Here is a 21,638-nt window from a genome sequence, read left to right as displayed (position 1 = left end):
ATGGCCGGCTTAGATAACCTCCCCTGCAAAGGCTGCTGGTGGATCGAAGGTGGCCGTTGCTACCAAGATAAGCTTGCGGATGTCCACGGCCTCGCGCGCGCACCCCGAATTGGCGACCCCAAGCCGTATGGCCTAGAGATCACCGACGCGCTGATTACCGCCTGCATGTCGCGAGGCGTTCACGAACGAAAATCGGCAGTCTATGGCAGGCTCGCTGCTCATCTGAGGGATATTGGCGTCGAAGTCGTCTTCACGTCGTTGCCCGCGATAAAGGACTCCTCCCAATGACCACACCACACGATAAGGCTCTGTCTGCCTTCACCGAATATTTCGTCCGGAACTATCCCGGCCCAGATACAGTGATCTTCGACCCGAAGTGGCATGCTCCAAAGCTGTTCAATGCTGCCGTGAAGGCAATCCGTGACGCCGTTGAAATTGGAAGCGCAGCGGATCTCATTGCCGACTGGCTCAACGACGGCACCGAAGATTTGCCAGACGACACTAGCGTCCGCATCGAAATCGGCAAGCGTGCCATCATAAGCGACGAACTAGGCAATCTGCGCGCTGCTCTCCACGCCCCTCTCCCAGAAGCCGGAAACGGCGATGGGTGGTTGCCGATCGAGACTGCGCCGAAGGACGGAACAAAGATCGATGTCATTGAGGTGAACCGCTTTGGCGCTGAAAGGGTGACCGATGTCTGGTGGAGCGCCAGTCGTCAATATTGGGCCGTTTGGGGCGATAGAGGCTTTGGCACCAGCGGGGAAACGTCAGTCGGCGTGATACCGACACATTGGCGTCATCGTCCTTCCCCTCCCTCCATCCTAAAGGAAGGAGCCGAGGGATGAGCGATATCGTTGAACGCCTGCGGGCCTGCGCGAACGGCCTCGGTAGCCTTAAATCTTCGAAGGGGGATTATGGGCTTTGCGATGATGCGGCAGACGAGATCGAGCGCCTCAGGTCCGATTTGGCAGCCCAGCTTGCCGGCCATCGGCTCTCCGCAAAACACGCCACACAAAACCTCCTACGGGTCTCTCAGGCTCAGGCCGAGCGCCAACGCACCGACGACCTTATAGAGGAGGTGAAAAGGGTGCTGGGGCCGCTAAGTAAAATGGCCGGAGAGCTTTTCGCGCGCAATTGGAACGCTTCCGATCTGGTTCTGGCGCTCGATAATCCCGAGCAGGAAAATCGGCTCACTGCCGGCGATCTTTTTGCCGTCCGCGCCCTCCTCTCTAGGCTGGAGGGGAGATGATGGTGAAGCTGACAGCTAACGACAGGACGTTTCTGCGGCGCCGGAACGAAATTGGACCTGCCTGGATCAGCGATTGCGATGAAAAGCTAATCAATCGCCTTTGGCTCGCCAATCTGATCGAGATTGTTGGCAGGACGGTTTACATCAGCAATGCCGGTCGCAGCGCCCTCTCCGATTCCGCCCCTACTCCTTTGCAAGAACATAAGGCCAACATTGGCAAGGAGGAAGGATGATCGGTCTCGTGTGTATGTTCGGTTTATACGCTATCTGGTGCGTATCGGAGCAATATTTAGATGCAAAGCGCGAACGAGAAAGGCTTCGTCTCCGCGCCGAACTCCTGAAGGCTGGCATTGATCCGGACAGGTTGGATAGGGAGGGCGAGGACAAATGACACTTGCCGCCTTGGATATCGGTGACGATGAACCCGTCACTCTTGAAGATGCCTGCCAATTGTTCTTTCGTGGTCGCCTGACGAAATCTGCCCTTCGAACGGAGGCCAGGAAAGGCAATCTAGAGCTTATCAGGATCGCCAACAAGGATTTCGTCACCCACAACGGAGTCAAGAGGATGATCGAAAAATGCCGCAAAAGCGAAAGCCACCAAGGCTCTATCTCAGGAAAGACGGAAAATCCAACGTCTGGATTATCCGAGACGGGACAACCGATATCCGCACAGGATGCAGTGAGGGCCAGGCTGCAGAAGCTGAAAGAAAGCTCCACCAATACCTCTCGGAAAAATATGAGCCCAAGCGCGGCGGTCGTGCCGCTGAGATCACGATAGGGGATCTTATTCTCGTTTATTTTGACGAGAAGGCAGATGCCACGGCACGCCCGAAAGAGACGAAAGCGGCCTTGGGGCGTCTGAATGAATTCTTCGGGAAGATGGTTGTTGCCGATATCCGCGGCAAAACATGCCGCTCGTACGTGGATCATCGCGGGAATACGGGCGGCGCGAGACGGGACTTGGAGGTCCTTCGAGCGGCAGCAAATTATTATCATGCCGAGCATACGCTTGATCTTCTGCCGAAGATTACGCTTCCGGAGAAAAGCCCGCCACGCGAACGCTGGCTTACCCGCAAGGAAGTTGCCGACATGATCCGCGCCGCTAGGAATATCAAGCAATGCGGCCACATCGTTAGACTTCTGCTTATCGGCGTTTATACCGGAACGCGCCTGTCGGCCATGCTGGGGCTGCAGTGGATGCCAAATACTTCAGGGGGATGGGTCGATCTGGAAAAGGGCGTTCTTCATAGAAAGGCCCAAGGCGAGCGCGTTGCTCATAATAAGCGGAAAACGCCAATGCGAATTCCACCCCGGCTACTCACCTTCCTTCACTACTGGAAGGACGCAGACGCCAAGATCGACAAGGAACGCCCTACGCTGAATGTGATCAACTATTATGGCGCAAAGGTCATAAAGCCGCACAGGGCGTTCAGGGCCGTCCGAACAGAGGCTGGATTGGGTATAGACGTTACGCCACATACCTTGCGTCACACTCGCGCAACGTGGCTGGCAAATGCAGGGATTGATGTCCAGGAAGCCGCTTCTTCGCTCGGAATCACGACCGAGGAATTCGAGCGGACCTACCTGCATAATGATCCGGAATTCCAACAGAATGCCGCAAATGCTTACTGAAGCCGTGCGGAAGATGTGCGATACTGAATTCTGATGAGATCGTCGGGAACCTAAGTAGTTGATTTAGCTGGTCGGAGTGGAGTGATTCGAACACTCGACCCCCACGTCCCGAACGTGGTGCGCTACCAGACTGCGCTACACTCCGTGACCAGCGGCGCTTCTATAGACCAGCCATTTTTGATGTACAAGCACCAATTTCAAAAAAAGCATCTGATTTTTGACGAAAAAATTACAGGCGTGTCTGCCTAGAAAATTGGCAGGAAACAGGTGCCGAAATTGCCAGCGTGCAAAAGACGCAACAGATCGAGTAAAATCCCGCTTGTACACGCGGATGGGAATTTTCTTTTGCCGGCTTTGGCGGTAAAGCCCTAGGCGGGACAGGTGGAAACGTCGTGGGACAGCGCGGCCTTTCCGCGACCGATGCGAGACAGAAGCTCAAGGACGACACGATGAATATCCGCATGATCACCGCGGCGGGACTGTTGCTGGCGCTAGCCGGTTGCAGCACCACAACCACGACAACGAAAGCGGTCCTGCCGCTGCTGGCCAAGAACCCCGTTCAGGATCGCTGGCAAGGCCAGTCCGCCGGACGCTTCTTCGCAGCCTACGGCCCGCCGCTCTCCGACCGCGACGACGGCGGCAGCCGTGTCTACACCTGGCGCGGCGGCTACAAGAACGTCACGATCAAGACCAAGGAGGGCAAGACGACCGGCAAGCGCTCTCTGAGCTGCAAGGCCGATATCGTCACCAACCAGAGCTACGAAATCCGCTCGGTCCACATCCTCGGCGACCAGCCTGGCATCAGCGGCCCTTCCTATTGCGCCGAACTTCTGGCGCCGCCGGAAAAGGCTGAACAGGCCGAACAGGCAGATTGAGGCCAAAGCTTCGTCACGAGACAATACCAGCGGGCGGCTCGAAAGGCCGCCTGTTTTTGTTTGCAGACTACCCTCTAGCTCTGAACGAGATGACAGGCAGCGCAGCGAAGCCATTGAAGAATGCATGACGACCGCCGGCAAAGATGTTGCGGGGTGCTTTTCTCAACAGGAAGAGGGAAATGGCTGGGGCGCCAGGATTCGAACCTGGGAATGCCGGTACCAAAAACCGGTGCCTTACCGCTTGGCGACGCCCCAACAGAGGAAATGGCTTCAATCTCCGCCAAATCGGCGTCTGATTAGCAAAGGTCGCTTGCCGCCACAATCACTAAGTTATGCGTTGACGCATATTTCTGTGTGCTTTTTGGGCGGCTATGATAGGTCTTGCCGCACCGCAATCCGAATGAGGAGGCCCGATGAGCCAGTTTCGCGCCCGCCCGCCAGCCGTTCCCACCGTGCTTCTCGATGACGCAATCGTGCGCATTACGCGTTGGGATTTCGAGCCGGGCGCCGATACCGGGCATCATGTGCATGGCCTCGGCTATGTCGTCGTGCCGATGACGGATTGTCAGTTCCTGCTGGAAGACCCCGGCGGCAGCCGCCGTGTCGATATCACCAAGGGTGCCGCCTATCGGCGCGAGGCGGGGGTCGAGCACAATGTCGTCAATGCCGGCTCCGAGCCGATGTCCTTTATCGAAATCGAATACAAGCAATCATGAGCACGCCTGACTTCGACCTTGCCTTCGAGCCCGCCTATGGCCGAGCTGTCCCCGTTGCGCCCGGCATCGAACGCATGACGGTCAACAATCCGAGCGCCTTCACCTTTCACGGCACCAACAGCTACATCGTCGGCGGCTCGTCGGTGGCGGTCATCGACCCCGGCCCCGAGAACGAGGCGCATTTCGCCGGTCTGATGGCGGCGCTGAGGGGGCGCGAGGTCACCCATATCTTCGTCAGCCACACCCACCGCGATCACTCGCCGCTTGCCAAGCGGCTGAAGGAGGCGACGGGAGCGCTCACCGTCGGCGAAGGGCCGCATCGCGCCGCGCGCCCCCTCTATCGGGGCGAGGTCAATCCCTTCGCCGAAAGCTCCGACATGGAGTTCCAGCCGGATATCGTGCTTGGCGACGGCCAAAGCGTCTCCGGAGACGGCTGGCAGATGACGGCGCTGCTAACGCCGGGCCATACGGCAAACCACGCCTGCTTCGCGCTCGATGGCACCGGCATCGTCTTTTCCGCCGATCATGTCATGGCCTGGGCCACATCCATCGTCGCGCCGCCGGATGGCTCCATGGCCGACTACATGGCCTCGCTGGAGCGGCTTCTCGCCCGCGAGGACCGGTTGTTCCTGCCCGGCCATGGCGGGCCGGTGAAGGAGCCGGCGTCTTTCATGCGCGGCCTTAGAACCCATCGGCGCATGCGCGAGCGCGCTGTGCTTGAGCGCATCAAGGCCGGCGACCGCCTGATCCCCGACATGGTGAAGGCCATCTATCGCGAGACGGACCCGCGTCTGCATGGCGCGGCCGCACTTTCGGTATTGGCGCATCTGGAAGATCTCGTCGAGAAAGGCCGCGTGGAAACGGACGGTCCTCCGGCATTGTTCGGAACCTACCGCCCCGTCTGAGTAGGCCTCAGCTTCCTGCTATGCCGAGCAGTTCGGCATCGAGCGCCTTCAGAAAACCATCTGCGGTGTCGGCGCTGACACCGAGATCATTCTGTCCGTAGCGGGAGGCGACGCGAATATCGACGAGCGTGGTTTCCGCCTCCTCGCGGATCCGGATCAGCACATCGCAGGGGAGACCAAGAATGCGGGTGCGCATCTCGCCCTGCAAGACGACATCGGTATTTTGGCGGATCAGATCGGCGACGCCATCGCGGAAAGGGCGTGGCGTCGGTACAGGGACAAAGTCGGGCACGTCGCCGACGGCGGTGTCATCCTGCGCCGGGTGGGTGGTCTGAATACGGGTGCGGCGTTTGGGCTTCGCAGCGCCGTTGGGATCGGCCACCTCGGCCCCCTCCGCCTTGACGATGGTGATGTGGCTATCCCGCACTACCTTGCGCACCGCCTCCAGCACGCGGTCGGCAGCGCCTTCATAGCGGCGGCTAATCAGGGCCGGATAGGCATCGAATTGCCCCTCGCGCTCCTGCGCCGTCACCAGATGGCGCGGCGGCAGCCAGATCTGCCTGGCGTCGGGCGTCGCCAGCCATTCCGGCGGGTCGTTGAGATCCGTCGATATCTCGTAGATCGGCGGCCGGCTCCAATAGCGCTCAATGCCGAAGCCGAGAATGGCAAGCGGCAAGGCAGCATAGAGGATCGCCTTGACGGCCGAGACGCCGCCGAAAGCGGCGCTTTGCCAAAGCTCGACAAGACCGATCGCCGCCAGAAACACAGCAACGGCGGCGCAACCTGCCGAGATCAGGATCAGCAGCACGAAATAGGGCATTTCCAAGGGCCCGAAACGATGGCCGATCAGCGTCACCCCGCAGAGCACCAGCGCAAAGGCGGCAATCAGGCGCGCGGCGCGGGCTGCATGTGAAACGGGACGGTCGAAGCGAATGGTCATCAAGGGCTCGGCGGCGCGTCGGATCGGAAGCCGGATGCACCGAATCCCGGAAAGTGATCTATGTTTAGAGCAAGAAACGATGAAAATAAATCGAATGTCATGTCGTCTGTAAGCAATGTCTCGTCGAAGCTGGGACCAGCTATGGCTAGCGTAAAAACGTGAGCGCTTGCTTAAATTCCCAAAAAAGGCCATTCTTTGGCGTTTTATCGAGGCTTCGAAGGGACTTGATGAGATGGAACCGATGCTTTCTCAAGATATCGCCGTAAAGCCGCTGGCGGCAGCGGCCATTGCCACGGCTGATACAGCAGACCCGGTCCTGCCGCTTGAGCTTCTTGAACTTGAGCTTTCACTCGAAGGTTTTTCTGGTGGCGAGCCCTCGTTCTGCGAAGCCGTACGGCGCGCGGCCTCGGCCGTACACGGCGACTTCCTGTTCGATCTCCCCGCTAGGGGCCTGATCCCCGATTGCCGCAGGCTGGCGGTGATCCGGATTCCCGAAGCGGACGCGACGATGCGCACCCTTTTTGCGGCGCTCGACGAAGACGGGGCGGAAATCCGCCTGCTGCAGCCGGATGAGGAAACCGAGCACCTGCTGCGTTTCGCCGATGCCTTCGTCAACCTGCTGCAGCGGCTGCCGGAAAGGCCGAGAGAAGCGGCTTAAGCGTTCCCCGGCCTGCGACGACGCGACGATAAGCCTTTCGCGCGCTTAGCCGCGACGCTATAATCCGTGATTGCATCTCTGCATTCAGGACATCAAGTCATGCGTATCGCCGCTTCCATCTTCTCCCTGCTCTCCATCGCCTTCGTACTCTCGTCGTGCCAGACGGCCGAGGAAATCCGAGCGGCCGACGAGGCGAGATGCGGCGGCTACGGCTTCAAGCGCGGCTCGGAGAATTTTGCCAATTGCCTGATGAATCAGGATCTTAGCCGACGCGCGGATCAGCGGGCCTTCATGGAAAGCAACAATGACTTCTTCTGGGGGCCGACAGTGGTGGTCGGCGGTCCGGGATATTACTATCATCGCGGCTACTGGCGTCACTGAACGAAAGCGGCATTGCAGCGCGCAATATCAGGCTCGTCCCTTGATCGCCGCCTGCGCGGCAGCAAGTCGTGCGATCGGCACGCGGAAGGGTGAGCAGGACACGTAGTCCAGCCCGATATCCTCGCAGAAATGGATCGAGGCGGGATCGCCGCCATGCTCGCCGCAGATGCCGAGCTTCATATCGTTGCGCGTGCGGCGGCCGCGTTCGGCAGCAATGCGGATCAGCTCCCCTACCCCGTCGAAATCGAGAGATATGAACGGGTCGTGCTCGATGATGCCCTTGCGCTGATAGGTCGGAATGAAGGCGGCGGCATCGTCACGCGATATGCCGAAGGTGGTCTGCGTCAGGTCGTTCGTGCCGAAGGAGAAGAATTCGGCGGCCTCGGCGATGATATGGGCACGCAAGGCCGCGCGCGGCAGCTCTATCATCGTGCCGACGAGATAATCGATCTTCATCTTCGCTTCGGACATGACGGCGCGCGCGACCTCGTCGATGCGGTCCTTGACGTAGTCGAGCTCCGAGCGCAGGCCGACGAGCGGCACCATGATCTCGGGCACGACGGCGGCACCCGTCTCGCGTGCTGCCAGAACCGCCGCCTCGAAGATGGCGCGCGCCTGCATCTCGACGATCTCGGGATAGGAAATCGCCAGCCGGCAACCGCGATGGCCAAGCATGGGATTGAACTCATGCAGGGCGTCGACACGCTGGCGCAGCATGGCCGGCTCCATGCCCATCCTGCCGGCAACCTCGGCAATCTCCTCATCCGTCTTCGGGAGGAATTCATGCAGCGGCGGATCGAGCAGGCGAATAGTCACCGGCAGGCCGTGCATGATGACGAACATGCCGGTGAAGTCGAGCCGCTGCATCGGCATCAGCTTGGCAAGGGCGGCGCGGCGCCCAGCCTCGTCTTCGGCAAGGATCATCTCGCGCATCACATGAATGCGGTCGCCCTCGAAGAACATATGTTCGGTACGACAAAGCCCGATGCCTTCAGCGCCGAAGGAGCGGGCGGCCCGCGCATCGGCCGGCGTGTCGGCATTGGTGCGCACCGTCATGCGGCGGGCGTGATCGGCCCAGGTCATGATGCGCCCGAAATCCCCGGAAAGCTCCGGCTGGATCATCGGCACCTCGCCCTTCAGCACCTGGCCGGTGGAGCCGTCGATCGTGATGATATCACCCCTCGTCAAGGTGACGCCGATGCCGATCAGCTTTTCGTTGCGCATATCGATGCGCATGGTTCCGGCGCCGACGACGCAGGGGATACCCATGCCGCGGGCAACGACGGCCGCGTGGCTGGTCATGCCGCCGCGGGTGGTCAGGATCGCCTCGGCCGCATGCATGCCGTGAATGTCTTCCGGGCTGGTTTCGATGCGCACGAGAATGGCCTTTCGGCCCTCCTCTTCGGCAACGATCGCTTCCTCTGCGGTAAAGACGATTTCGCCGGTAGCAGCACCCGGCGAAGCGGGAAGGCCGGAGCCGATGACCTCGCGGCGGACGCGCGGATCGATGGTCGGGTGCAGCAGCTGATCGAGCGTCATCGGGTCGATGCGGGCGACGGCTTCGTCTTCGGTGATCATCCCTTCGTCGACCATGTCGACGGCGATCTTCATGGCCGCCTTGGTGGTACGCTTGCCGGCACGGGTCTGCAGCATCCAGAGCTTGCCGCGCTCGATGGTGAATTCCAGATCCTGAACGTCGCGATAATGGGCTTCCAGCTGCGCGCAGATGCTCCGGAACTCCGCAAAGGCTTCCGGCATCAGCTTTTCCATCGACGGCCGCTCATAGCCGGAGGCGATGCGGGCAGCCTCGGTGATGCTTTGCGGTGTGCGAATGCCGGCGACGACATCTTCCCCTTGCGCATTGACGAGAAATTCGCCGTAAAGCTCCTTCTCGCCGGTCGACGGATTGCGGGTGAAGGCGACGCCGGTCGCGGAGGAATTGCCGAGATTGCCGAAAACCATCGCCTGAATGTTAACGGCGGTGCCCCAGGCCTCGGGAATATTGTGCAAATGGCGATAGGTAACCGCGCGCGGGTTCATCCAGCTGGAAAAGACGGCGGAAACGGCGCCCCATAGCTGGACTTCAGGCTCCTGCGGGAAGGCCTGGCCCAATTCCTCATGGATAACGGACTTGTAGAGCGAGACGACATGCTGCCATTCGACGGCCGTCAGATCGGTGTCGAACTCATGACCGAACCGAGCCTTCTCATCCTCGAGAATTTCCTCGAAAACCTCGTTGTCGAGGCCCATGACCACGTCGGCATACATCTGGATGAAGCGGCGGTAGCTGTCCCAGGCGAAGCGTGCGTCGCCGGCGTCGTGGCCAAGCGCCTGCACCGTGGTATCGTTGAGACCGAGATTGAGCACCGTATCCATCATGCCGGGCATGGAAGCACGCCCGCCCGAACGCACGGAGATCAGCAGCGGCCGCACGATATCGCCGAATTTGCGTCCGGTAATGGCCTCCATCTGCTTGAGGCCCTGCATGACCTGCGGTTTCAGCTCATCGGGGATGATGCGGCCATTCTTGTAATAGGACGTGCAGGCTTCGCAGACGATTGTCAGGCCCGGAGGGACCGGCATGCCGAGGCTGCACATCTCGGCAAGGTTCGCGCCCTTGCCGCCGAGCCTCGCATAATCTCCGGCGCCTCCCTCGGCCTTGCCGCCGCCGAATGTATAAACCCACTTCGTCATCGTCCCGTCCAACTCCCGGGGTTGAACTTAATTCACTGAGCGACAAATGAAAATCGGCAAATACGGCAAAATGTTGCGCTGCACAAAAAATATGGTGCACAGGCCTCATATTTCAATCGATTGATCCGAATCGGCGCCTAGGATTGCGTTTCTCGCTGCGCCAATATCTTGTCGATCCGCATGCCATCGAGATCGACGATCTCGAAATGCCAGCCGCCGAAGGTGAAGCTTTCACCGACTTCGGGCAGATGGCCGAGCTGGTAGAGGGCAAAGCCCGCAAGCGTATGGAAATTGACATCCTCCTCGCCCACACGCAACCCGAGCCGCGCGAAGGCATCATAGACCGGCATCATGCCTTCCATCAGCAGCGATCCGTCGGCGCGTTCGACGACATCGGGCGTCTCGTTTTCCATGTCGGGCAGATCGCCGGCGATCGCTTCCAAGAGGTCCGTCTGCGTGACGATGCCTTCCAGGCTGCCATATTCGTCGATGACCATGGCGAGGCGGACGGGCGCGCGCTTGAAATTCTCGAGCACTTTGAAGACGGCCGTGGACTCGTGGACAACAAGCGGCTGGCGGATGACGGCCATCGGATTCAGCGGCTCGCCGTTCAAAAGCTGATCGAGGAGATCCTTCTTCAGGATCATGCCGATCGGCTCATCGATCGATCCGCGACCGACAAGGAGCTGCTCGAAACGGCTCTCGCGGATGGTCTTCTGCATTTCCTCCGGAGGATCGTCGGCATCAATCCATTCGACCTCCAGCCGAGGCGTCATGATGTTCGACACATCGCGGTCGCCGATATTGAAGACGCGCTCGACCAGCTCCTGCTGGGCCTGCTCCAACAAACCGGCTTCCTGGCTTTCAGCGACCAGCAGCTTGATCTCGGCGGGAGAATGCAGCGAGCCCTCGCCCGCGCCGGGACGCAGCCCGAAGAGGCGCAGGACGAGATTGCCAAGGCCGTTCAGAACCGTGATCGCCGGGCGCAGAAGGAAGAGGAAAAGGCCGAGCGGGCGCACCACGCCAAGGGCCGTGCCCTCGCTGCGCTGCAGGGCCAGGCTCTTCGGCGCGAGTTCGCCGAGCACGATGTGAAGCGCCGTGATGATGATGAAGGAAATGGCAACGGCGACGGCATGCGATCCGGCTGCGGCCCATGTTCCGGGCAGGAAATCGAGAAGCGGCTCCAGAAGGTGGGCGAGTGCGGGCTCGCCGACCCAGCCGAGCGCGAGCGAGGAAATCGTAATGCCGAGCTGTGTGGCCGCCAGATTCGCGTCGAGATTATCGACCGCCCTCTGCAGCGCCTTGGCGTTCATCCGCCCTTCGGCAACCAGTTCCGTCACGCGGCTGCGGCGAACGGAAACGAGAGAAAACTCAGCCGCAACGAAAAAACCGTTGGCGGCAACGAGCAGCAGCACGGCGAGTATTCCGAGGAAATCGAAAATACCGCCACCAGATCCAGACATACTTCCCTTCCGGGCGGATTAGCGCCACATGTTGTTGATCGAAAACGAAACTATCACGCTTTCCGGCTGTACGGCAGCCGAGGCGGCAATTTCTTGTCTATATTGGAACAGTTTTCTTCCATTCTGGGCGGAAAGGGTCTCAGGCGATCTCGCGCAGCCGCTCGGCCGTCTGAAGATCGACGGAGACGAGCTGCGAGACGCCCTGCTCGGCCATGGTCACGCCGAAGAGGCGATCCATGCGGGCCATGGTGATGGGATTGTGGGTGATGACCACGAAGCGCGTCTCGGTCGAGGCCGCCATCTCATCCATCAGATTGCAATAGCGCTCGACATTGTGGTCGTCGAGCGGTGCATCCACCTCGTCCAGAACGCAGATCGGCGCGGGATTGGTGAGAAACACGGCGAAAATCAGCGCCATGGCCGTCAGCGCCTGCTCGCCGCCGGAAAGCAGGGTCATGGTTTGCGGCTTCTTGCCCGGCGGGCGGGCGAGGATCTCCAGGCCCGCTTCCAGCGGATCGTCGGATTCGATGAGCTGCAGTTCGGCCGTGCCGCCGCCGAAAAGATGCGTGAATAGCCGCTGGAACTGTGCGTTTACGATGTCGAACGCGACGATAAGGCGTTCGCGGCCCTCACGATTGAGGCTTTGGATCGCTCCGCGGAGCTTGCGAATGGCGTCGATGACGTCGTCGCGTTCCTTGATCAGTGCCTGCAGCCGCTCGGTCAGCTCCTTGCTCTCTTCCTCCGCGCGCAGATTGACGGCGCCGAGGCGCTCGCGCTCCATCTTCAACCGCTCCAGCTCGCGCTCGACTTCGCGCAGATCCGGCACGCCTTGCGTGGCCGACAGGCCGGTCAGGCGCATGGCCTCATGCGGCTCGACATTGAGGGCCTGGCGGATGCGCAGTTCGCTTTCCTGCCGGCGCTCGCGCGCAGACACCAGCCGCTCCTCGATGCGCCCGCGCTTCTCGCGGCTTTCGGCCAGTTCGGAAAGCGCGGTCGCCGCGTGGCGATCAGCCTCGCGTTGAACGACCTCGGCTTCGGCAAGGCGGTCAGCGGCCTGACGGCGGGCATCCTCGGCCTTCTGAAGCTCGTTCATCAAGGCGCGGCGCTTGTCGTCGAACTCATCCGGAGCGAGATCGAGCTCGGAAGCCTCGTCACGCGCTTCCTCTTCGCGGTCACGCAGCGTCTGGATATGTTCTTCGGCGCTGGCCGCGCGCTGGCGCCAGGTGTCGCGCTCCTGCCGGATCGACAGAATGCGGCGCTGCCGCGCCTCGTTTTCCCGGTTCAGACCTTCGTGACGGGCACGGGCTTCAGCCAGCGCGCCGCGATCCGTTGCGACCTCCGCCTGCTGGTCGCGCAGTCTCAGATCAATGGCCTCAAGATCCGGCGCATCTTTCAGTTCGATACGGACATTTTCGTCCTGCATCGCCACATCTTCCAGCTGCTCCTGCAGCCCGCTGACCGCCTCGGCGATCACGTCGCGGCGGCGGATAAGATCGCCGGAGGCCCGCTCGGCAGCAGCCAGGGCTTCCCGCGCTTCGGCCAGATGCCGGGCAGAAAGCCGGCTGGCATCGCGGGCGGTGGCCAGACGACCTTCTTCGCCCCTGATCGCATCCGCAGCTGCCGAAAGGCGCTCCTCAGCCTCCGTAAGCACATCGCGAGCGAGCTCAGCTTCGGCTTCCAGCTCGGAGAGACGGTTCTTCTGGGCCAGCCGCAAGGCAGCCGCACTCGGCGCATCGGCACCGGTCACATGGCCATCCCAGCGGAACACGGCGCCATCCTTGGTCACCAGCCGCTGTCCCGGCTTCAGCTCCGGCATCAGCCGTAGCGCGTCCTCGACCGAAACGATGCCGATCTGACGAAGGCACCTCGTCAACGCCGCCGGCGCGCCGACATGGGTGATCAACGGCGCAACGCCGCCGGGCAGCGCTGGGTCGCCCGCACCACTGCCATTGTCGGACCAATAGACCGGCGCCTGGGCATCGAGCGAGGATTCCAGATCGTCGCCAAGGGCGGCACCCAGAGCAGTCTCGAAGCCGCGGTCGACGCGCAGCTCTTCGGCAACAGGTGAAAAGGCGCCCGACGTATCGCCCGCCGCCAGCATCTTGGAAATGGTGCGTGCTTCGGTTTCGAGCGCATTCAGACGCGCCCGCGCCTGCTCGACGGGTCCGCGCGACAGAGCCTCGGTTTCGCGCGCTTTGGCAAGAACCGCTTCGATGCGCTGGATCTCGCCTTCCGCATCCGCAACGACGTTTTCCGCTGCCTCGACCACATCGCGCTTTTCGCCCGGATCCGGCAGATCGGCCATCTTCTCGTCGATGGCGGCAAGTTCGCGGTTTGCCTCGTCGGCCTGGCGTTCCAGCCTCATCTTACGGTCGGCAAGATCGCGAATTGCGCGCTCCAGCTGATTGCGGGCAGCCGCAGCCTCGGCACGTTCTGCGGTCAGGGCGGTAAAAATCCGCTCGCTGTCGGCGAGCTTGGCGGCGGCTTCCTCGAAGGCAAGACGCGTCTCCTCGGCAAGCCTGCCGGAATCGGCAAGAATGTCGGCAAGATCGGCATCTTCCGCGTCCAGTTTGGCAAGGATGGACGCGTTGTCGGCGACAAGGCGCTCCTCGCGGCGGATATCCTCGGCCAGCTGCGCCAACCGCCGGGTCAGCTCGTCGCGACGGCGCAGGATGCGGTTGGCGTCCTCTTCCAGCTGATTGCGGGCGAACTGCAGCCGCTGCAGGGCGGCGGCAGCCCTCGCCTCGTCATCGCGCAGTTCCGGCAGCTTGAAGCTGGCGATGCCCTGCGCCTTTGCCGCCTCCATCTGGATCTGCGCCTTTTCGGCGACGAGCACGGTTGCCTGGTTGAGCGCGCTATCGGCCTCGGCTTCGGCTTCCTTGGCCTGCACCCAGCGGATATGCAGCAGCATCGCTTCACGGGCGCGAATATCCGCCGAGAGCATCTTGAAGCGGTTCGCCTGGCGCGCCTGACGCTTCAGGCTCTCGATCTGGCTCTCGAGCTGCGACGTCACATCGTCCAGCCGCTCGAGGTTGCCTTCGGCGGCGCGCAGGCGCAACTCGGCCTCATGACGGCGCGAATGCAGGCCGGAAATGCCGGCGGCCTCTTCCAGCAGCTGACGTCGTGCCTGGGGCTTCGCCTGGATCAGTTCGCCGATACGCCCCTGCCCGACCATCGACGGCGAGCGGGCACCTGTGGAAGCGTCGGCGAAGAGAAGCTGCACATCCTTGGCGCGCGCTTCCTTGCCGTTGATGCGGTAGACCGAGCCCTGCTCGCGCTCGATGCGGCGCGTCACCTGGATCTCGTCGCTGTCGTTGAAGGCGGCGGGCGCGGTGCGGTCGCTATTGTCGAGGTAAAGGCCGACTTCGGCGGTATTGCGCGCCGGACGATTGCCCGATCCGGAGAAGATGACGTCGTCCATGCCGGAGGCGCGCATGTTCTTGTAGGAATTCTCGCCCATCACCCAGCGCAGGGCCTCGACGAGATTGGACTTGCCGCAGCCATTCGGGCCGACGACGCCGGTCAGGCCACGCTCGATGACGAATTCGCCCGGCTCTACGAATGATTTGAAACCGACGAGTCGAAGCCTGTTGAACTTCATAGGGAATGCCCCCTTCTCCTTCTGAAGGAGAAGGTTAGGGATGCCGAGGCGGCGTCCATAGGCTCGTACGTAGAGAAGTGCGTCACAGGCGCACGACCATGGCCGCCCGCCTGTGGTTCAAAAAGGCGCGGATCAGAGCAGGCTGTCGATAAGCTTCGACATGGCACCAATAGACATGTCCCCTGCATAGCGCTTGCCATTGATGAGGAAGGTCGGCGTTGCGTTGACGCCGAAATCCTTGGCTGCGCGTTCACGTACAGAGTTGACATCATCCAGAAGCTTCTGGTTCGTCAAGCATTTCGTGAAGCTATCCTCAGTAAAACCGGCGAGTTTCGACATTTGCAGCAATGCGGCGCGGCCGTCGACATCGGGCGAAGCCCAGGCGATCTGCTGCTTGAACAGCATTTCGACCATCGGCATGTACTGTTCCTGCGGCGCGCAACGGGCGAGCATGAAGGCGGCCGCCGCGCGCGGATCGAACGGGAATTCGCGGATGATGAAGCGCACTTTGCCGGTATCGACATACTTCTGCTTGATCGTATCGAAGGTCGTGACGGCGAAATGCGCGCAATGCGGGCAGGTCAGCGACATATATTCGACGATCTTGACCGGGGCATCTTCCTTGCCGAATGCGATTTCCGGCAGCGGGCCGGGCTTCAGCACGTCGTTCATGTCGACATTGCCATCCGACGGAGGAATGGCGTCGTCGCCGGACGCGGCGGATGCGGTGTCGGCAAAGGCAGCGAACGCCACGGAAAGGGCTGCAACGGCGGAACCGCCCAGCAGGTGGCGTTTGGTCAAGAGCAAGTCGGACATCGGCATAGAGTCACCCGTCGTTGAAAGAGGTCTTCGAATGTTTCATGCGATATAACGGCTGGTTGCCGCTAACAAGGCACGCTTGACCAACTTTCTTCAAAGAATTGTGACCTGGCAAAGACAAAGAGCCAAAATTGTCGTCGCATCCGCCTCAAATCAACGAACGCAAGCGAATGCGCATGTTGAATTACTTTCGGTAGACTTCGCGTCTATTCCCAACTCGAACAATCAGGATCCGCACGGCGCTATTCTCGATATGCGCGATCACTCGATAATCCCCCACTCGATATTTCCAGAAATCGCCGAGCTCCGAACCCTTCAGCGCTTCTCCGATTGCACGAGGATCATCCAGCTTCGCGACGCGGTCATAAAGAAATCTAAGAATCCGCTGGGCAACCTCGTGCCCTAACTTCTCTAGCTCGCGCTCCGCTGCCCGCTGAAACTCAATCCGCCAAGCCATACCGCGCCATCAGTTCGGCCAGCGAAACTGTATCGCCCTCTCCGCGGCGAAACTCTTCCAGGCGCTTTTCGGCCAAATAAATATCCTCAAGATCATCAAGATGTTCGAGGATTGCTTCGCGCGCATAAAAGCTCTTGCTGCGTCCTGTTCGCTTGGCGAGCTCGTCTAGTCTTGCTTCAATTTCCGGCGGAAGCCTAAGGGCCAACATCACATTCAACTCCATTTGCTATACAAGTATAGCATCCTGAATATCGATATACCAATCCATTTCGATAGCCCAGTGCCACTGCCTCCTAGCGCCGCTTCCAGACCATGGCGGTGCCCAGCCTCTGGATGGCGGCTCGCAGCTTCTCGTCCTCGATACCTTCCATCATTCCCGCAAGCTTGCGCGCCGCTTCACCCTTCAGCGGCGGGGGCGTGCGGGAGCGTTTGGATGCCACCGAAACCGGCTTCTGCACGATGCGGATCTGATGAACCGCATGAAAGCCGAAGAAGCTGTTAATGCGCTGGATGAGCTCTCCCTGAGCATGGGTGAGAAAGAGCGCCCGGGCGCCCTCGCAGGCGATCGTCAGCACGCCCGGCTGATAGCGGTCGTCCATTCCGGGGCCGCTTCGCTTGGCCCAGGCGATCTTTTCCGGCCGCGTACAATCGGCGAAATCCTCGCCGGCGATCTCGTCCCAGCAGCCGAGCAATGTCGTATTGATGCCGGCGCGCTTCGCCAGCACGGGATCGACGATGCCGTTGGTCAGCTCGGATATCTGCTTCTCGCCTTTTCGGGGATAACTCATCGCAATCGGGTTCCGGCACACGCTTTGTGCATTCGGGACCTTGATCGCCCGATGCAGCTTGGCCAAGTATAGAGCACTTCCCCTCAATGCGGCAAATCATGACCACGACATTAGCATCCCCAACGGCCGCATCGCTGCTTGCCTGGTACGACCGCCATCACCGCGACCTGCCCTGGCGCGTCTCGCCGCCGATGGCAGCGCGCGGCGTCAAGCCGGACCCCTATCGTATCTGGCTGTCGGAAGTGATGCTGCAGCAGACGACCGTGCCGGCGGTCAAATCCTATTTCGCGAAATTCCTGGAACGCTGGCCGACGGTCAACGATCTGGCGGCCGCGCCGAACGATGACGTTATGGCGGCGTGGGCGGGGCTCGGCTACTACGCTCGCGCCCGCAATCTGAAGAAGTGCGCCGAGGCGGTCGCTGCCGATCATGACGGCCGCTTCCCCGATACCGAGGACGGCCTGCGGGCGCTCCCCGGTATCGGCGATTATACGGCTGCCGCCGTTGCGGCGATCGCCTTCAATCGCCAGGCAGCCGTGATGGACGGCAATGTCGAGCGTGTCATTTCGCGCTTCTATGCGATCTCGACGCCCCTGCCCGCCGCCAAGCCGCTGATGAAGCAGAAAGTCGCGCGGCTCACGCCTGCCGACCGGCCGGGTGACTTTGCCCAGGCGATGATGGATCTCGGCGCGACGATCTGCACGCCGAAGCGCCCGGTCTGTTCCCTCTGTCCTTTCAACGGAGCGTGTCAGGCGCTGGCCGGGCATGATCCCGAACATTTTCCCGTCAAGGCCGCCAAGAAGGACAAGCCTGTGCGACAGGGTGCCGCCTTCGTTGCCGTCAACGACGAGGGCGAAATCTTTCTGCGCCGGCGTGTCGAAAGCGGTCTGCTCGGCGGGATGGCCGAAGTACCGACAACGGGCTGGACGGCCCGTATCGACGGCGAGACCGGCATCGAGGCGGCCCCCTTCCCCGCCGACTGGCAGCCGGCAGGGACCGTGACGCATGTCTTCACGCATTTCGAGCTGAGATTGTCGATCTGGCGAGCCAAGTCGATCTTGCAGAAGGGCAGCCATGACGGATGGTGGGCGCCGGTTGCAAATCTTGAAGAGCAGGCCTTGCCGACAGTCATGAAAAAAGCGATCGCTCAAGCTATTCCTAATGCGTTCGCAAAAACGCGCATCCCAGAAAAAATCAGGCAAGAGAAAATCAGGAACTGACTCATGACGACGGAAATACGGCATATCGTTTTCGATATCGGCAAGGTCCTCATCCATTACGATCCGAACATTCCCTACAGCCGCGTCATTCCCGACACCGCCGAGCGCGAATGGTTCTTCGCCAATGTGTGCACGCATGACTGGAACATCGAGCAGGATCGCGGCCGCACCTGGGAAGAGGCAGAGGCGCTGCTGATTGCCGAACATCCGGAACGCGAAGAGCAGATCCGCGCCTTCCGCAAGCATTGGCACGAGATGGTTCCGCACGCCTATGAAGACAGCGTCTCCATCATGGAAAAGCTGATCGAAGAGGGTCGCGATGTGACTATGCTGACCAATTTCGCTTCCGACACGTTTCGCGAGGCGCAAGTGCGCTATCCGTTCCTCGCCAAGCCGCGCGGCGTCACGGTATCGGGCGATATCGGGCTGATCAAACCGGATGTTGCCATCTACGATGCCCATGCTAGGAGTTTCGGCCTCGACCCGGCCGCGACGATCTTCATCGACGATTCGCTTCCGAATGTCGAAGGCGCACGCGCTGCCGGCTGGCATGCGATCCATTTCACCGGCACCGAGAAGCTGCGCAGCGATCTCGCTGCCTATGGCATAAAGGTTTGAACGATGATTTTCGATCCCGCAGAACGCATCGAGCTATTCCATGAGGCGATCAATCGTCTCGATTATGAGGCGATCGAGAATTTCTTCGCGGAGAACGCCACCTACGTCTCCAACGGCGTCGGCAGCCTTGCCGGGCGAGACGCGATCATGGAGGCCTTCCGCGGCTATTTCGACAAGTATCCCGATCAGACGGCGTCCAACTCGCTGGTCGAGACGCTGACGCCGCTTTCGGGCCGTGCCGTCTGGTCGGTTCGCGCCACCAACAGCAAGACGGGCCAGCCGCTGATCCGCGAAGGCGAGGAAACGATCACCTTCGACGAGGACGGCCGCGTCGTGCGCGTCGACGTCACCGACTATCAGGAATTCTAAGAGCAATTCGAGGAAAAGTGCGAAGCGGTTTTCCGTCCGGAATTGCTAGAAAACAAAGAGGTGGAGCTTAGACTCTTAAAACCAAAGACGCCCAGGGCCTTACCGTATGTTTCGTCGGTAAAGCCCTGGGCGTCTCGCCTTCTTCCCTAACTGGAGGTACACGACGGAAGAAGACGCATATGTCGATCAGGCCAGAGGCGCACCCCGGAAACCGTGGGGCGGTTTGCAACGGGGCTCGCTTGAGCTAGTGACTTGCGACTACTCCACCTTCGCCAGATCGCTGCGGATGATGGCTCTCAGTTCGTCGATCGGACGCAGGGAACGCCCATCGTCGACATGCCAGAACATCCATCCATTGCATGCATCAAGGCCCTGGACCTTCGCGCCGAGGCGATGAATGGAGCCGGCCTCGCCACCCGAGGCGACGGTGCCGTCGGCGCGCACGATGGCGCTGTAGCGACGCTTCGCATCCGTCAGCACCTGGCCGGGCTTGATAAGGCCACTCTCGATCAGAACGTTGAAAGCGACGCGGACCTCCGCCTTCTTGCCAGTCATGACGGTCAGTTCCGCCTTGCCGAGCGGCTCGACGGCGGCGATGCGGGCGCTTGCAGCATCGATATAGTCCTGCTCGCGCTCGATGCCGACGAAATGACGGCCGAGACGCTTGGCAACGGCGCCCGTCGTGCCCGATCCGAAGAAGGGATCGAGAATGATGTCGCCGGGCTTGGACGAGGCCATGATGACGCGGGCAAGCAGCGCTTCCGGCTTCTGTGTCGGATGCACCTTCTTGCCGTCGTCGCCCTTCAGCCGCTCATTGCCGCTGCAGATCGGGAACAGCCAGTCGGAGCGCATCTGCACGTCGTCATTGGCGGCCTTCATGGCGTCGTAGTTGAAGGTATAGCCCTTGGCCTTGGCATTCGGGCTTGCCCAGATCATCGTCTCATGCGCGTTCTGGAAGCGGCGGCCCTTGAAGTTCGGCATCGGATTGGTCTTGCGCCAGACGATGTCGTTGAGGATCCAGAAGTTCAGATCCTGCATCGTCGCGCCGACGCGGAAGATGTTGTGATAGGAACCGATGACCCAGATCGTGCCCGTCGGCTTCAGCACGCGGCGGCAGGCGAGCAGCCAGGCGCGGGTGAAGGCATCATAGGCTTCGAAAGAGGCGAACTGGTCCCACTCGTCATCGACGGCGTCGACGAGCGACTGGTCCGGACGATGCAGCGTGCCGCCAAGCTGGAGATTGTAGGGTGGGTCGGCGAAGATGACGTCGACGGATTGATTGGGCAGTGCCTCAAGAGCGGCCACGCAATCGCCCTTGATGATCGTGTCGATCCAGGACCCCGGAGCTGGAGATTTCCTGAGGTCGGCAAGCGGGAAAACTGACGCCATTTGATACTCGCTGTTACGCTGACTCGATGCTCTTAACTGAGTGTTATGGTTACCTAACTTGGTTACCAAAGGCTAAATCGGCGGCATATTTTCCAAATTCCGGAGGAAGCCCCCCGGGAATTCATGTTCGCTGAACGGCGTTATCCTGCTGAATCGTCCTAGACGTCGTGCACGGCATGACTGTCGTCGGGCGCTTCATCCCGTTGCATCATTCCATAGTCGCGAAGGACCTGCGCCACGCGCAGCCGATAATCGGCAAATACCGTCTTTCGGCCTGCCGTCTGTGCTGCGCGATGGGCCTCTCGATTTCGCCATTCGCGAACGGCCGTCTCGTCGCGCCAGAAGGAAAGCGACAGGAATTTGCCTGGCTGGCTCAGGCTTTCGAAGCGCTCGATGGAGATAAAGCCATCGATCGTTTCGAGTTCGGAGCGCAGCCTTGCGGCAATGTCGAGATAGTGCTGACGTTCGTCGGGATGCGGGACGACTTCGAAAATAACTGCGATCACGGCGATACCCTCGGAGCATGTGGCAGAGATACGTTTTTCAGGAAAATACGATCCTCCTGCAAGATGAAACGCTCGCGGCGGGCAAAATCGAGATTGGCTTGCGCCAACGGGTCGGCGGCGAGGCTCTTTCGATAGGCCTCGTAGGCGGCCAGATTCTCGATGCTATAGAGACCATAGGCCGTCGTCAGCGAGCCCTCGTGCGGCGCGAAGTAACCGATCAAATCGGCACCGTTGCGCGGGATGATCTGGCCCCAGGCCTTGCCATATTCGGCAAATTCCTGCTGCTTGAACGGATCGATCTGATAGCGGATGAAACAGGTGATCATTGGCTTTCTCCTTTGCTGACGGGGGTGTTT

General features: G+C 60.7%; 24 protein-coding genes and 2 tRNA genes. 13 read left to right on the top strand and 13 right to left on the bottom strand.

The window, feature by feature from the left end:
* The 5 genes from RHSP_RS05380 (at position 1) to RHSP_RS05360 (ending at position 2,883) form a co-directional block, all read left to right on the top strand.
* Complete coding sequence (locus RHSP_RS05380) at positions 1 to 288, top strand: hypothetical protein (RefSeq protein ID WP_004110157.1); 288 nt, start codon at positions 1 to 3, stop codon at positions 286 to 288.
* Positions 285 to 845, top strand: a complete 561-nt coding sequence (locus RHSP_RS05375) for a hypothetical protein (protein ID WP_004110154.1) — start codon at positions 285 to 287, stop codon at positions 843 to 845. Before RHSP_RS05380 ends, RHSP_RS05375 begins: the two co-directional genes overlap by 4 nt.
* Positions 842 to 1,249, top strand: coding sequence for a hypothetical protein (locus RHSP_RS05370; protein ID WP_004110150.1), 408 nt, complete (start codon positions 842 to 844; stop codon positions 1,247 to 1,249). The genes RHSP_RS05375 and RHSP_RS05370 overlap by 4 nt, the downstream gene beginning before the upstream one ends.
* Positions 1,246 to 1,482 carry a hypothetical protein gene (locus RHSP_RS05365; RefSeq protein WP_004110148.1) on the top strand — a complete coding sequence of 79 codons (237 nt, stop codon included), beginning with the start codon at positions 1,246 to 1,248 and terminating at the stop codon, positions 1,480 to 1,482. Before RHSP_RS05370 ends, RHSP_RS05365 begins: the two co-directional genes overlap by 4 nt.
* Before the next feature lie 345 nt (positions 1,483 to 1,827).
* Positions 1,828 to 2,883 carry a tyrosine-type recombinase/integrase gene (locus RHSP_RS05360; RefSeq protein ID WP_004110145.1) on the top strand — a complete coding sequence of 352 codons (1,056 nt, stop codon included), beginning with the start codon at positions 1,828 to 1,830 and terminating at the stop codon, positions 2,881 to 2,883.
* Between the two features lie 68 nt (positions 2,884 to 2,951).
* Here the strand turns inward: RHSP_RS05360 and RHSP_RS05355 are convergent.
* Positions 2,952 to 3,028, bottom strand: a tRNA-Pro gene (locus RHSP_RS05355).
* A gap of 304 nt (positions 3,029 to 3,332) precedes the next feature.
* Here RHSP_RS05355 and RHSP_RS05350 point away from each other — a divergent pair.
* Positions 3,333 to 3,758, top strand: a complete 426-nt coding sequence (locus RHSP_RS05350; RefSeq protein WP_037149795.1) for a hypothetical protein — start codon at positions 3,333 to 3,335, stop codon at positions 3,756 to 3,758.
* Between the two features lie 180 nt (positions 3,759 to 3,938).
* On the opposite strand, the gene RHSP_RS05345 is transcribed toward RHSP_RS05350, so the two are convergent.
* A tRNA-Gln gene (locus tag RHSP_RS05345) sits at positions 3,939 to 4,013 on the bottom strand.
* 158 nt (positions 4,014 to 4,171) lie between these two features.
* Between RHSP_RS05345 and RHSP_RS05340 the strand changes: the two genes are divergently transcribed.
* Positions 4,172 to 4,474 carry a cupin domain-containing protein gene (locus tag RHSP_RS05340; RefSeq protein ID WP_037149735.1) on the top strand — a complete coding sequence of 101 codons (303 nt, stop codon included), beginning with the start codon at positions 4,172 to 4,174 and terminating at the stop codon, positions 4,472 to 4,474.
* A complete protein-coding gene (locus RHSP_RS05335) occupies positions 4,471 to 5,379 on the top strand; it encodes an MBL fold metallo-hydrolase (protein WP_037149732.1) in 909 nt (302 codons plus the stop codon). Before RHSP_RS05340 ends, RHSP_RS05335 begins: the two co-directional genes overlap by 4 nt.
* A 7-nt stretch (positions 5,380 to 5,386) precedes the next feature.
* On the opposite strand, the gene RHSP_RS05330 is transcribed toward RHSP_RS05335, so the two are convergent.
* Positions 5,387 to 6,319 carry a DUF1499 domain-containing protein gene (locus tag RHSP_RS05330; RefSeq protein ID WP_037149729.1) on the bottom strand — a complete coding sequence of 311 codons (933 nt, stop codon included), beginning with the start codon at positions 6,317 to 6,319 and terminating at the stop codon, positions 5,387 to 5,389.
* A gap of 241 nt (positions 6,320 to 6,560) precedes the next feature.
* Here RHSP_RS05330 and RHSP_RS05325 point away from each other — a divergent pair, with 241 nt between their 5' ends.
* Both RHSP_RS05325 and RHSP_RS05320 read left to right on the top strand, forming a co-directional pair.
* Positions 6,561 to 6,977: a hypothetical protein gene (locus RHSP_RS05325; RefSeq protein WP_037149793.1), complete on the top strand. Its 417-nt coding sequence runs from the start codon at positions 6,561 to 6,563 to the stop codon at positions 6,975 to 6,977.
* 99 nt (positions 6,978 to 7,076) lie between these two features.
* Positions 7,077 to 7,358: a hypothetical protein gene (locus tag RHSP_RS05320; RefSeq protein ID WP_004110136.1), complete on the top strand. Its 282-nt coding sequence runs from the start codon at positions 7,077 to 7,079 to the stop codon at positions 7,356 to 7,358.
* Positions 7,359 to 7,385: 27 nt separating this feature from the next.
* Here RHSP_RS05320 and ppdK read toward each other — a convergent pair whose 3' ends face one another.
* From ppdK to RHSP_RS05285, 7 genes are all read right to left on the bottom strand, one after another.
* Positions 7,386 to 10,052 (bottom strand): pyruvate, phosphate dikinase, encoded by a 2,667-nt coding sequence (gene ppdK, locus RHSP_RS05315; protein WP_004110135.1) that lies wholly within the window; start codon positions 10,050 to 10,052, stop codon positions 7,386 to 7,388.
* Positions 10,053 to 10,189: 137 nt separating this feature from the next.
* On the bottom strand, positions 10,190 to 11,515 hold the full coding sequence (locus RHSP_RS05310) for a hemolysin family protein (protein WP_004110134.1): 1,326 nt from the start codon (positions 11,513 to 11,515) through the stop codon (positions 10,190 to 10,192).
* Between the two features lie 139 nt (positions 11,516 to 11,654).
* A complete protein-coding gene (locus tag RHSP_RS05305) occupies positions 11,655 to 15,116 on the bottom strand; it encodes a chromosome segregation SMC family protein (RefSeq protein WP_004110133.1) in 3,462 nt (1,153 codons plus the stop codon).
* 132 nt (positions 15,117 to 15,248) lie between these two features.
* Entirely contained in the window at positions 15,249 to 15,938 is a 690-nt protein-coding gene (locus RHSP_RS05300) for a DsbA family protein (protein WP_004110132.1), read from the bottom strand.
* A gap of 181 nt (positions 15,939 to 16,119) precedes the next feature.
* Complete coding sequence (locus tag RHSP_RS05295) at positions 16,120 to 16,392, bottom strand: type II toxin-antitoxin system RelE family toxin (protein ID WP_037149725.1); 273 nt, start codon at positions 16,390 to 16,392, stop codon at positions 16,120 to 16,122.
* Complete coding sequence (gene relB / locus RHSP_RS05290; protein ID WP_037149722.1) at positions 16,376 to 16,600, bottom strand: type II toxin-antitoxin system RelB family antitoxin; 225 nt, start codon at positions 16,598 to 16,600, stop codon at positions 16,376 to 16,378. Before relB ends, RHSP_RS05295 begins: the two co-directional genes overlap by 17 nt.
* An 85-nt stretch (positions 16,601 to 16,685) precedes the next feature.
* A complete protein-coding gene (locus RHSP_RS05285) occupies positions 16,686 to 17,180 on the bottom strand; it encodes a DUF721 domain-containing protein (RefSeq protein ID WP_004110128.1) in 495 nt (164 codons plus the stop codon).
* A gap of 98 nt (positions 17,181 to 17,278) precedes the next feature.
* Here RHSP_RS05285 and mutY point away from each other — a divergent pair, with 98 nt between their 5' ends.
* Genes mutY through RHSP_RS05270 form a run of 3 tightly spaced genes read left to right on the top strand, consistent with a single transcriptional unit; the run spans position 17,279 to position 19,387 of the window.
* On the top strand, positions 17,279 to 18,400 hold the full coding sequence (gene mutY / locus RHSP_RS05280; RefSeq protein WP_420820086.1) for an A/G-specific adenine glycosylase: 1,122 nt from the start codon (positions 17,279 to 17,281) through the stop codon (positions 18,398 to 18,400).
* A gap of 3 nt (positions 18,401 to 18,403) precedes the next feature.
* Complete coding sequence (locus RHSP_RS05275) at positions 18,404 to 19,018, top strand: HAD family hydrolase (protein ID WP_037149715.1); 615 nt, start codon at positions 18,404 to 18,406, stop codon at positions 19,016 to 19,018.
* Between the two features lie 3 nt (positions 19,019 to 19,021).
* Entirely contained in the window at positions 19,022 to 19,387 is a 366-nt protein-coding gene (locus RHSP_RS05270) for a nuclear transport factor 2 family protein (RefSeq protein WP_004110125.1), read from the top strand.
* 258 nt (positions 19,388 to 19,645) lie between these two features.
* On the opposite strand, the gene RHSP_RS05265 is transcribed toward RHSP_RS05270, so the two are convergent.
* The 3 genes from RHSP_RS05265 to RHSP_RS05255 form a co-directional block, all read right to left on the bottom strand.
* A complete protein-coding gene (locus RHSP_RS05265; RefSeq protein WP_004110123.1) occupies positions 19,646 to 20,776 on the bottom strand; it encodes a site-specific DNA-methyltransferase in 1,131 nt (376 codons plus the stop codon).
* Between the two features lie 158 nt (positions 20,777 to 20,934).
* Positions 20,935 to 21,282: an antibiotic biosynthesis monooxygenase family protein gene (locus tag RHSP_RS05260; protein WP_004110121.1), complete on the bottom strand. Its 348-nt coding sequence runs from the start codon at positions 21,280 to 21,282 to the stop codon at positions 20,935 to 20,937.
* Positions 21,279 to 21,608 (bottom strand): NIPSNAP family protein, encoded by a 330-nt coding sequence (locus RHSP_RS05255; RefSeq protein ID WP_004110119.1) that lies wholly within the window; start codon positions 21,606 to 21,608, stop codon positions 21,279 to 21,281. Before RHSP_RS05255 ends, RHSP_RS05260 begins: the two co-directional genes overlap by 4 nt.
* Between the last annotated feature and the right edge of the window lie 30 nt (positions 21,609 to 21,638).

The organism is Rhizobium freirei PRF 81, assembly GCF_000359745.1.
Lineage (GTDB): Bacteria > Pseudomonadota > Alphaproteobacteria > Rhizobiales > Rhizobiaceae > Rhizobium > Rhizobium freirei.
Note: the sequence above shows the minus strand (reverse complement) of the source record. Positions and strands in the feature narration are given on the sequence as shown.

Coding starts and splice junctions, on each gene's coding strand:
- RHSP_RS05375 (WP_004110154.1), top strand. CDS start 285: ATGACCACACCACACGATAAGGCTCTGTCTGCCTTCACCGAATATTTC.
- RHSP_RS05310 (WP_004110134.1), bottom strand. CDS start 11,515: ATGTCTGGATCTGGTGGCGGTATTTTCGATTTCCTCGGAATACTCGCC.
- RHSP_RS05320 (WP_004110136.1), top strand. CDS start 7,077: ATGCGTATCGCCGCTTCCATCTTCTCCCTGCTCTCCATCGCCTTCGTA.
- RHSP_RS05285 (WP_004110128.1), bottom strand. CDS start 17,180: ATGAGTTATCCCCGAAAAGGCGAGAAGCAGATATCCGAGCTGACCAAC.
- RHSP_RS05265 (WP_004110123.1), bottom strand. CDS start 20,776: ATGGCGTCAGTTTTCCCGCTTGCCGACCTCAGGAAATCTCCAGCTCCG.
- RHSP_RS05330 (WP_037149729.1), bottom strand. CDS start 6,319: ATGACCATTCGCTTCGACCGTCCCGTTTCACATGCAGCCCGCGCCGCG.
- RHSP_RS05275 (WP_037149715.1), top strand. CDS start 18,404: ATGACGACGGAAATACGGCATATCGTTTTCGATATCGGCAAGGTCCTC.
- RHSP_RS05300 (WP_004110132.1), bottom strand. CDS start 15,938: ATGCCGATGTCCGACTTGCTCTTGACCAAACGCCACCTGCTGGGCGGT.
- relB (WP_037149722.1), bottom strand. CDS start 16,600: ATGTTGGCCCTTAGGCTTCCGCCGGAAATTGAAGCAAGACTAGACGAG.
- ppdK (WP_004110135.1), bottom strand. CDS start 10,052: ATGACGAAGTGGGTTTATACATTCGGCGGCGGCAAGGCCGAGGGAGGC.
- RHSP_RS05305 (WP_004110133.1), bottom strand. CDS start 15,116: ATGAAGTTCAACAGGCTTCGACTCGTCGGTTTCAAATCATTCGTAGAG.
- RHSP_RS05325 (WP_037149793.1), top strand. CDS start 6,561: ATGCTTTCTCAAGATATCGCCGTAAAGCCGCTGGCGGCAGCGGCCATT.
- RHSP_RS05295 (WP_037149725.1), bottom strand. CDS start 16,392: ATGGCTTGGCGGATTGAGTTTCAGCGGGCAGCGGAGCGCGAGCTAGAG.
- mutY (WP_420820086.1), top strand. CDS start 17,279: ATGACCACGACATTAGCATCCCCAACGGCCGCATCGCTGCTTGCCTGG.
- RHSP_RS05255 (WP_004110119.1), bottom strand. CDS start 21,608: ATGATCACCTGTTTCATCCGCTATCAGATCGATCCGTTCAAGCAGCAG.
- RHSP_RS05370 (WP_004110150.1), top strand. CDS start 842: ATGAGCGATATCGTTGAACGCCTGCGGGCCTGCGCGAACGGCCTCGGT.
- RHSP_RS05270 (WP_004110125.1), top strand. CDS start 19,022: ATGATTTTCGATCCCGCAGAACGCATCGAGCTATTCCATGAGGCGATC.
- RHSP_RS05335 (WP_037149732.1), top strand. CDS start 4,471: ATGAGCACGCCTGACTTCGACCTTGCCTTCGAGCCCGCCTATGGCCGA.
- RHSP_RS05350 (WP_037149795.1), top strand. CDS start 3,333: ATGAATATCCGCATGATCACCGCGGCGGGACTGTTGCTGGCGCTAGCC.
- RHSP_RS05360 (WP_004110145.1), top strand. CDS start 1,828: ATGCCGCAAAAGCGAAAGCCACCAAGGCTCTATCTCAGGAAAGACGGA.
- RHSP_RS05340 (WP_037149735.1), top strand. CDS start 4,172: ATGAGCCAGTTTCGCGCCCGCCCGCCAGCCGTTCCCACCGTGCTTCTC.
- RHSP_RS05365 (WP_004110148.1), top strand. CDS start 1,246: ATGATGGTGAAGCTGACAGCTAACGACAGGACGTTTCTGCGGCGCCGG.
- RHSP_RS05380 (WP_004110157.1), top strand. CDS start 1: ATGGCCGGCTTAGATAACCTCCCCTGCAAAGGCTGCTGGTGGATCGAA.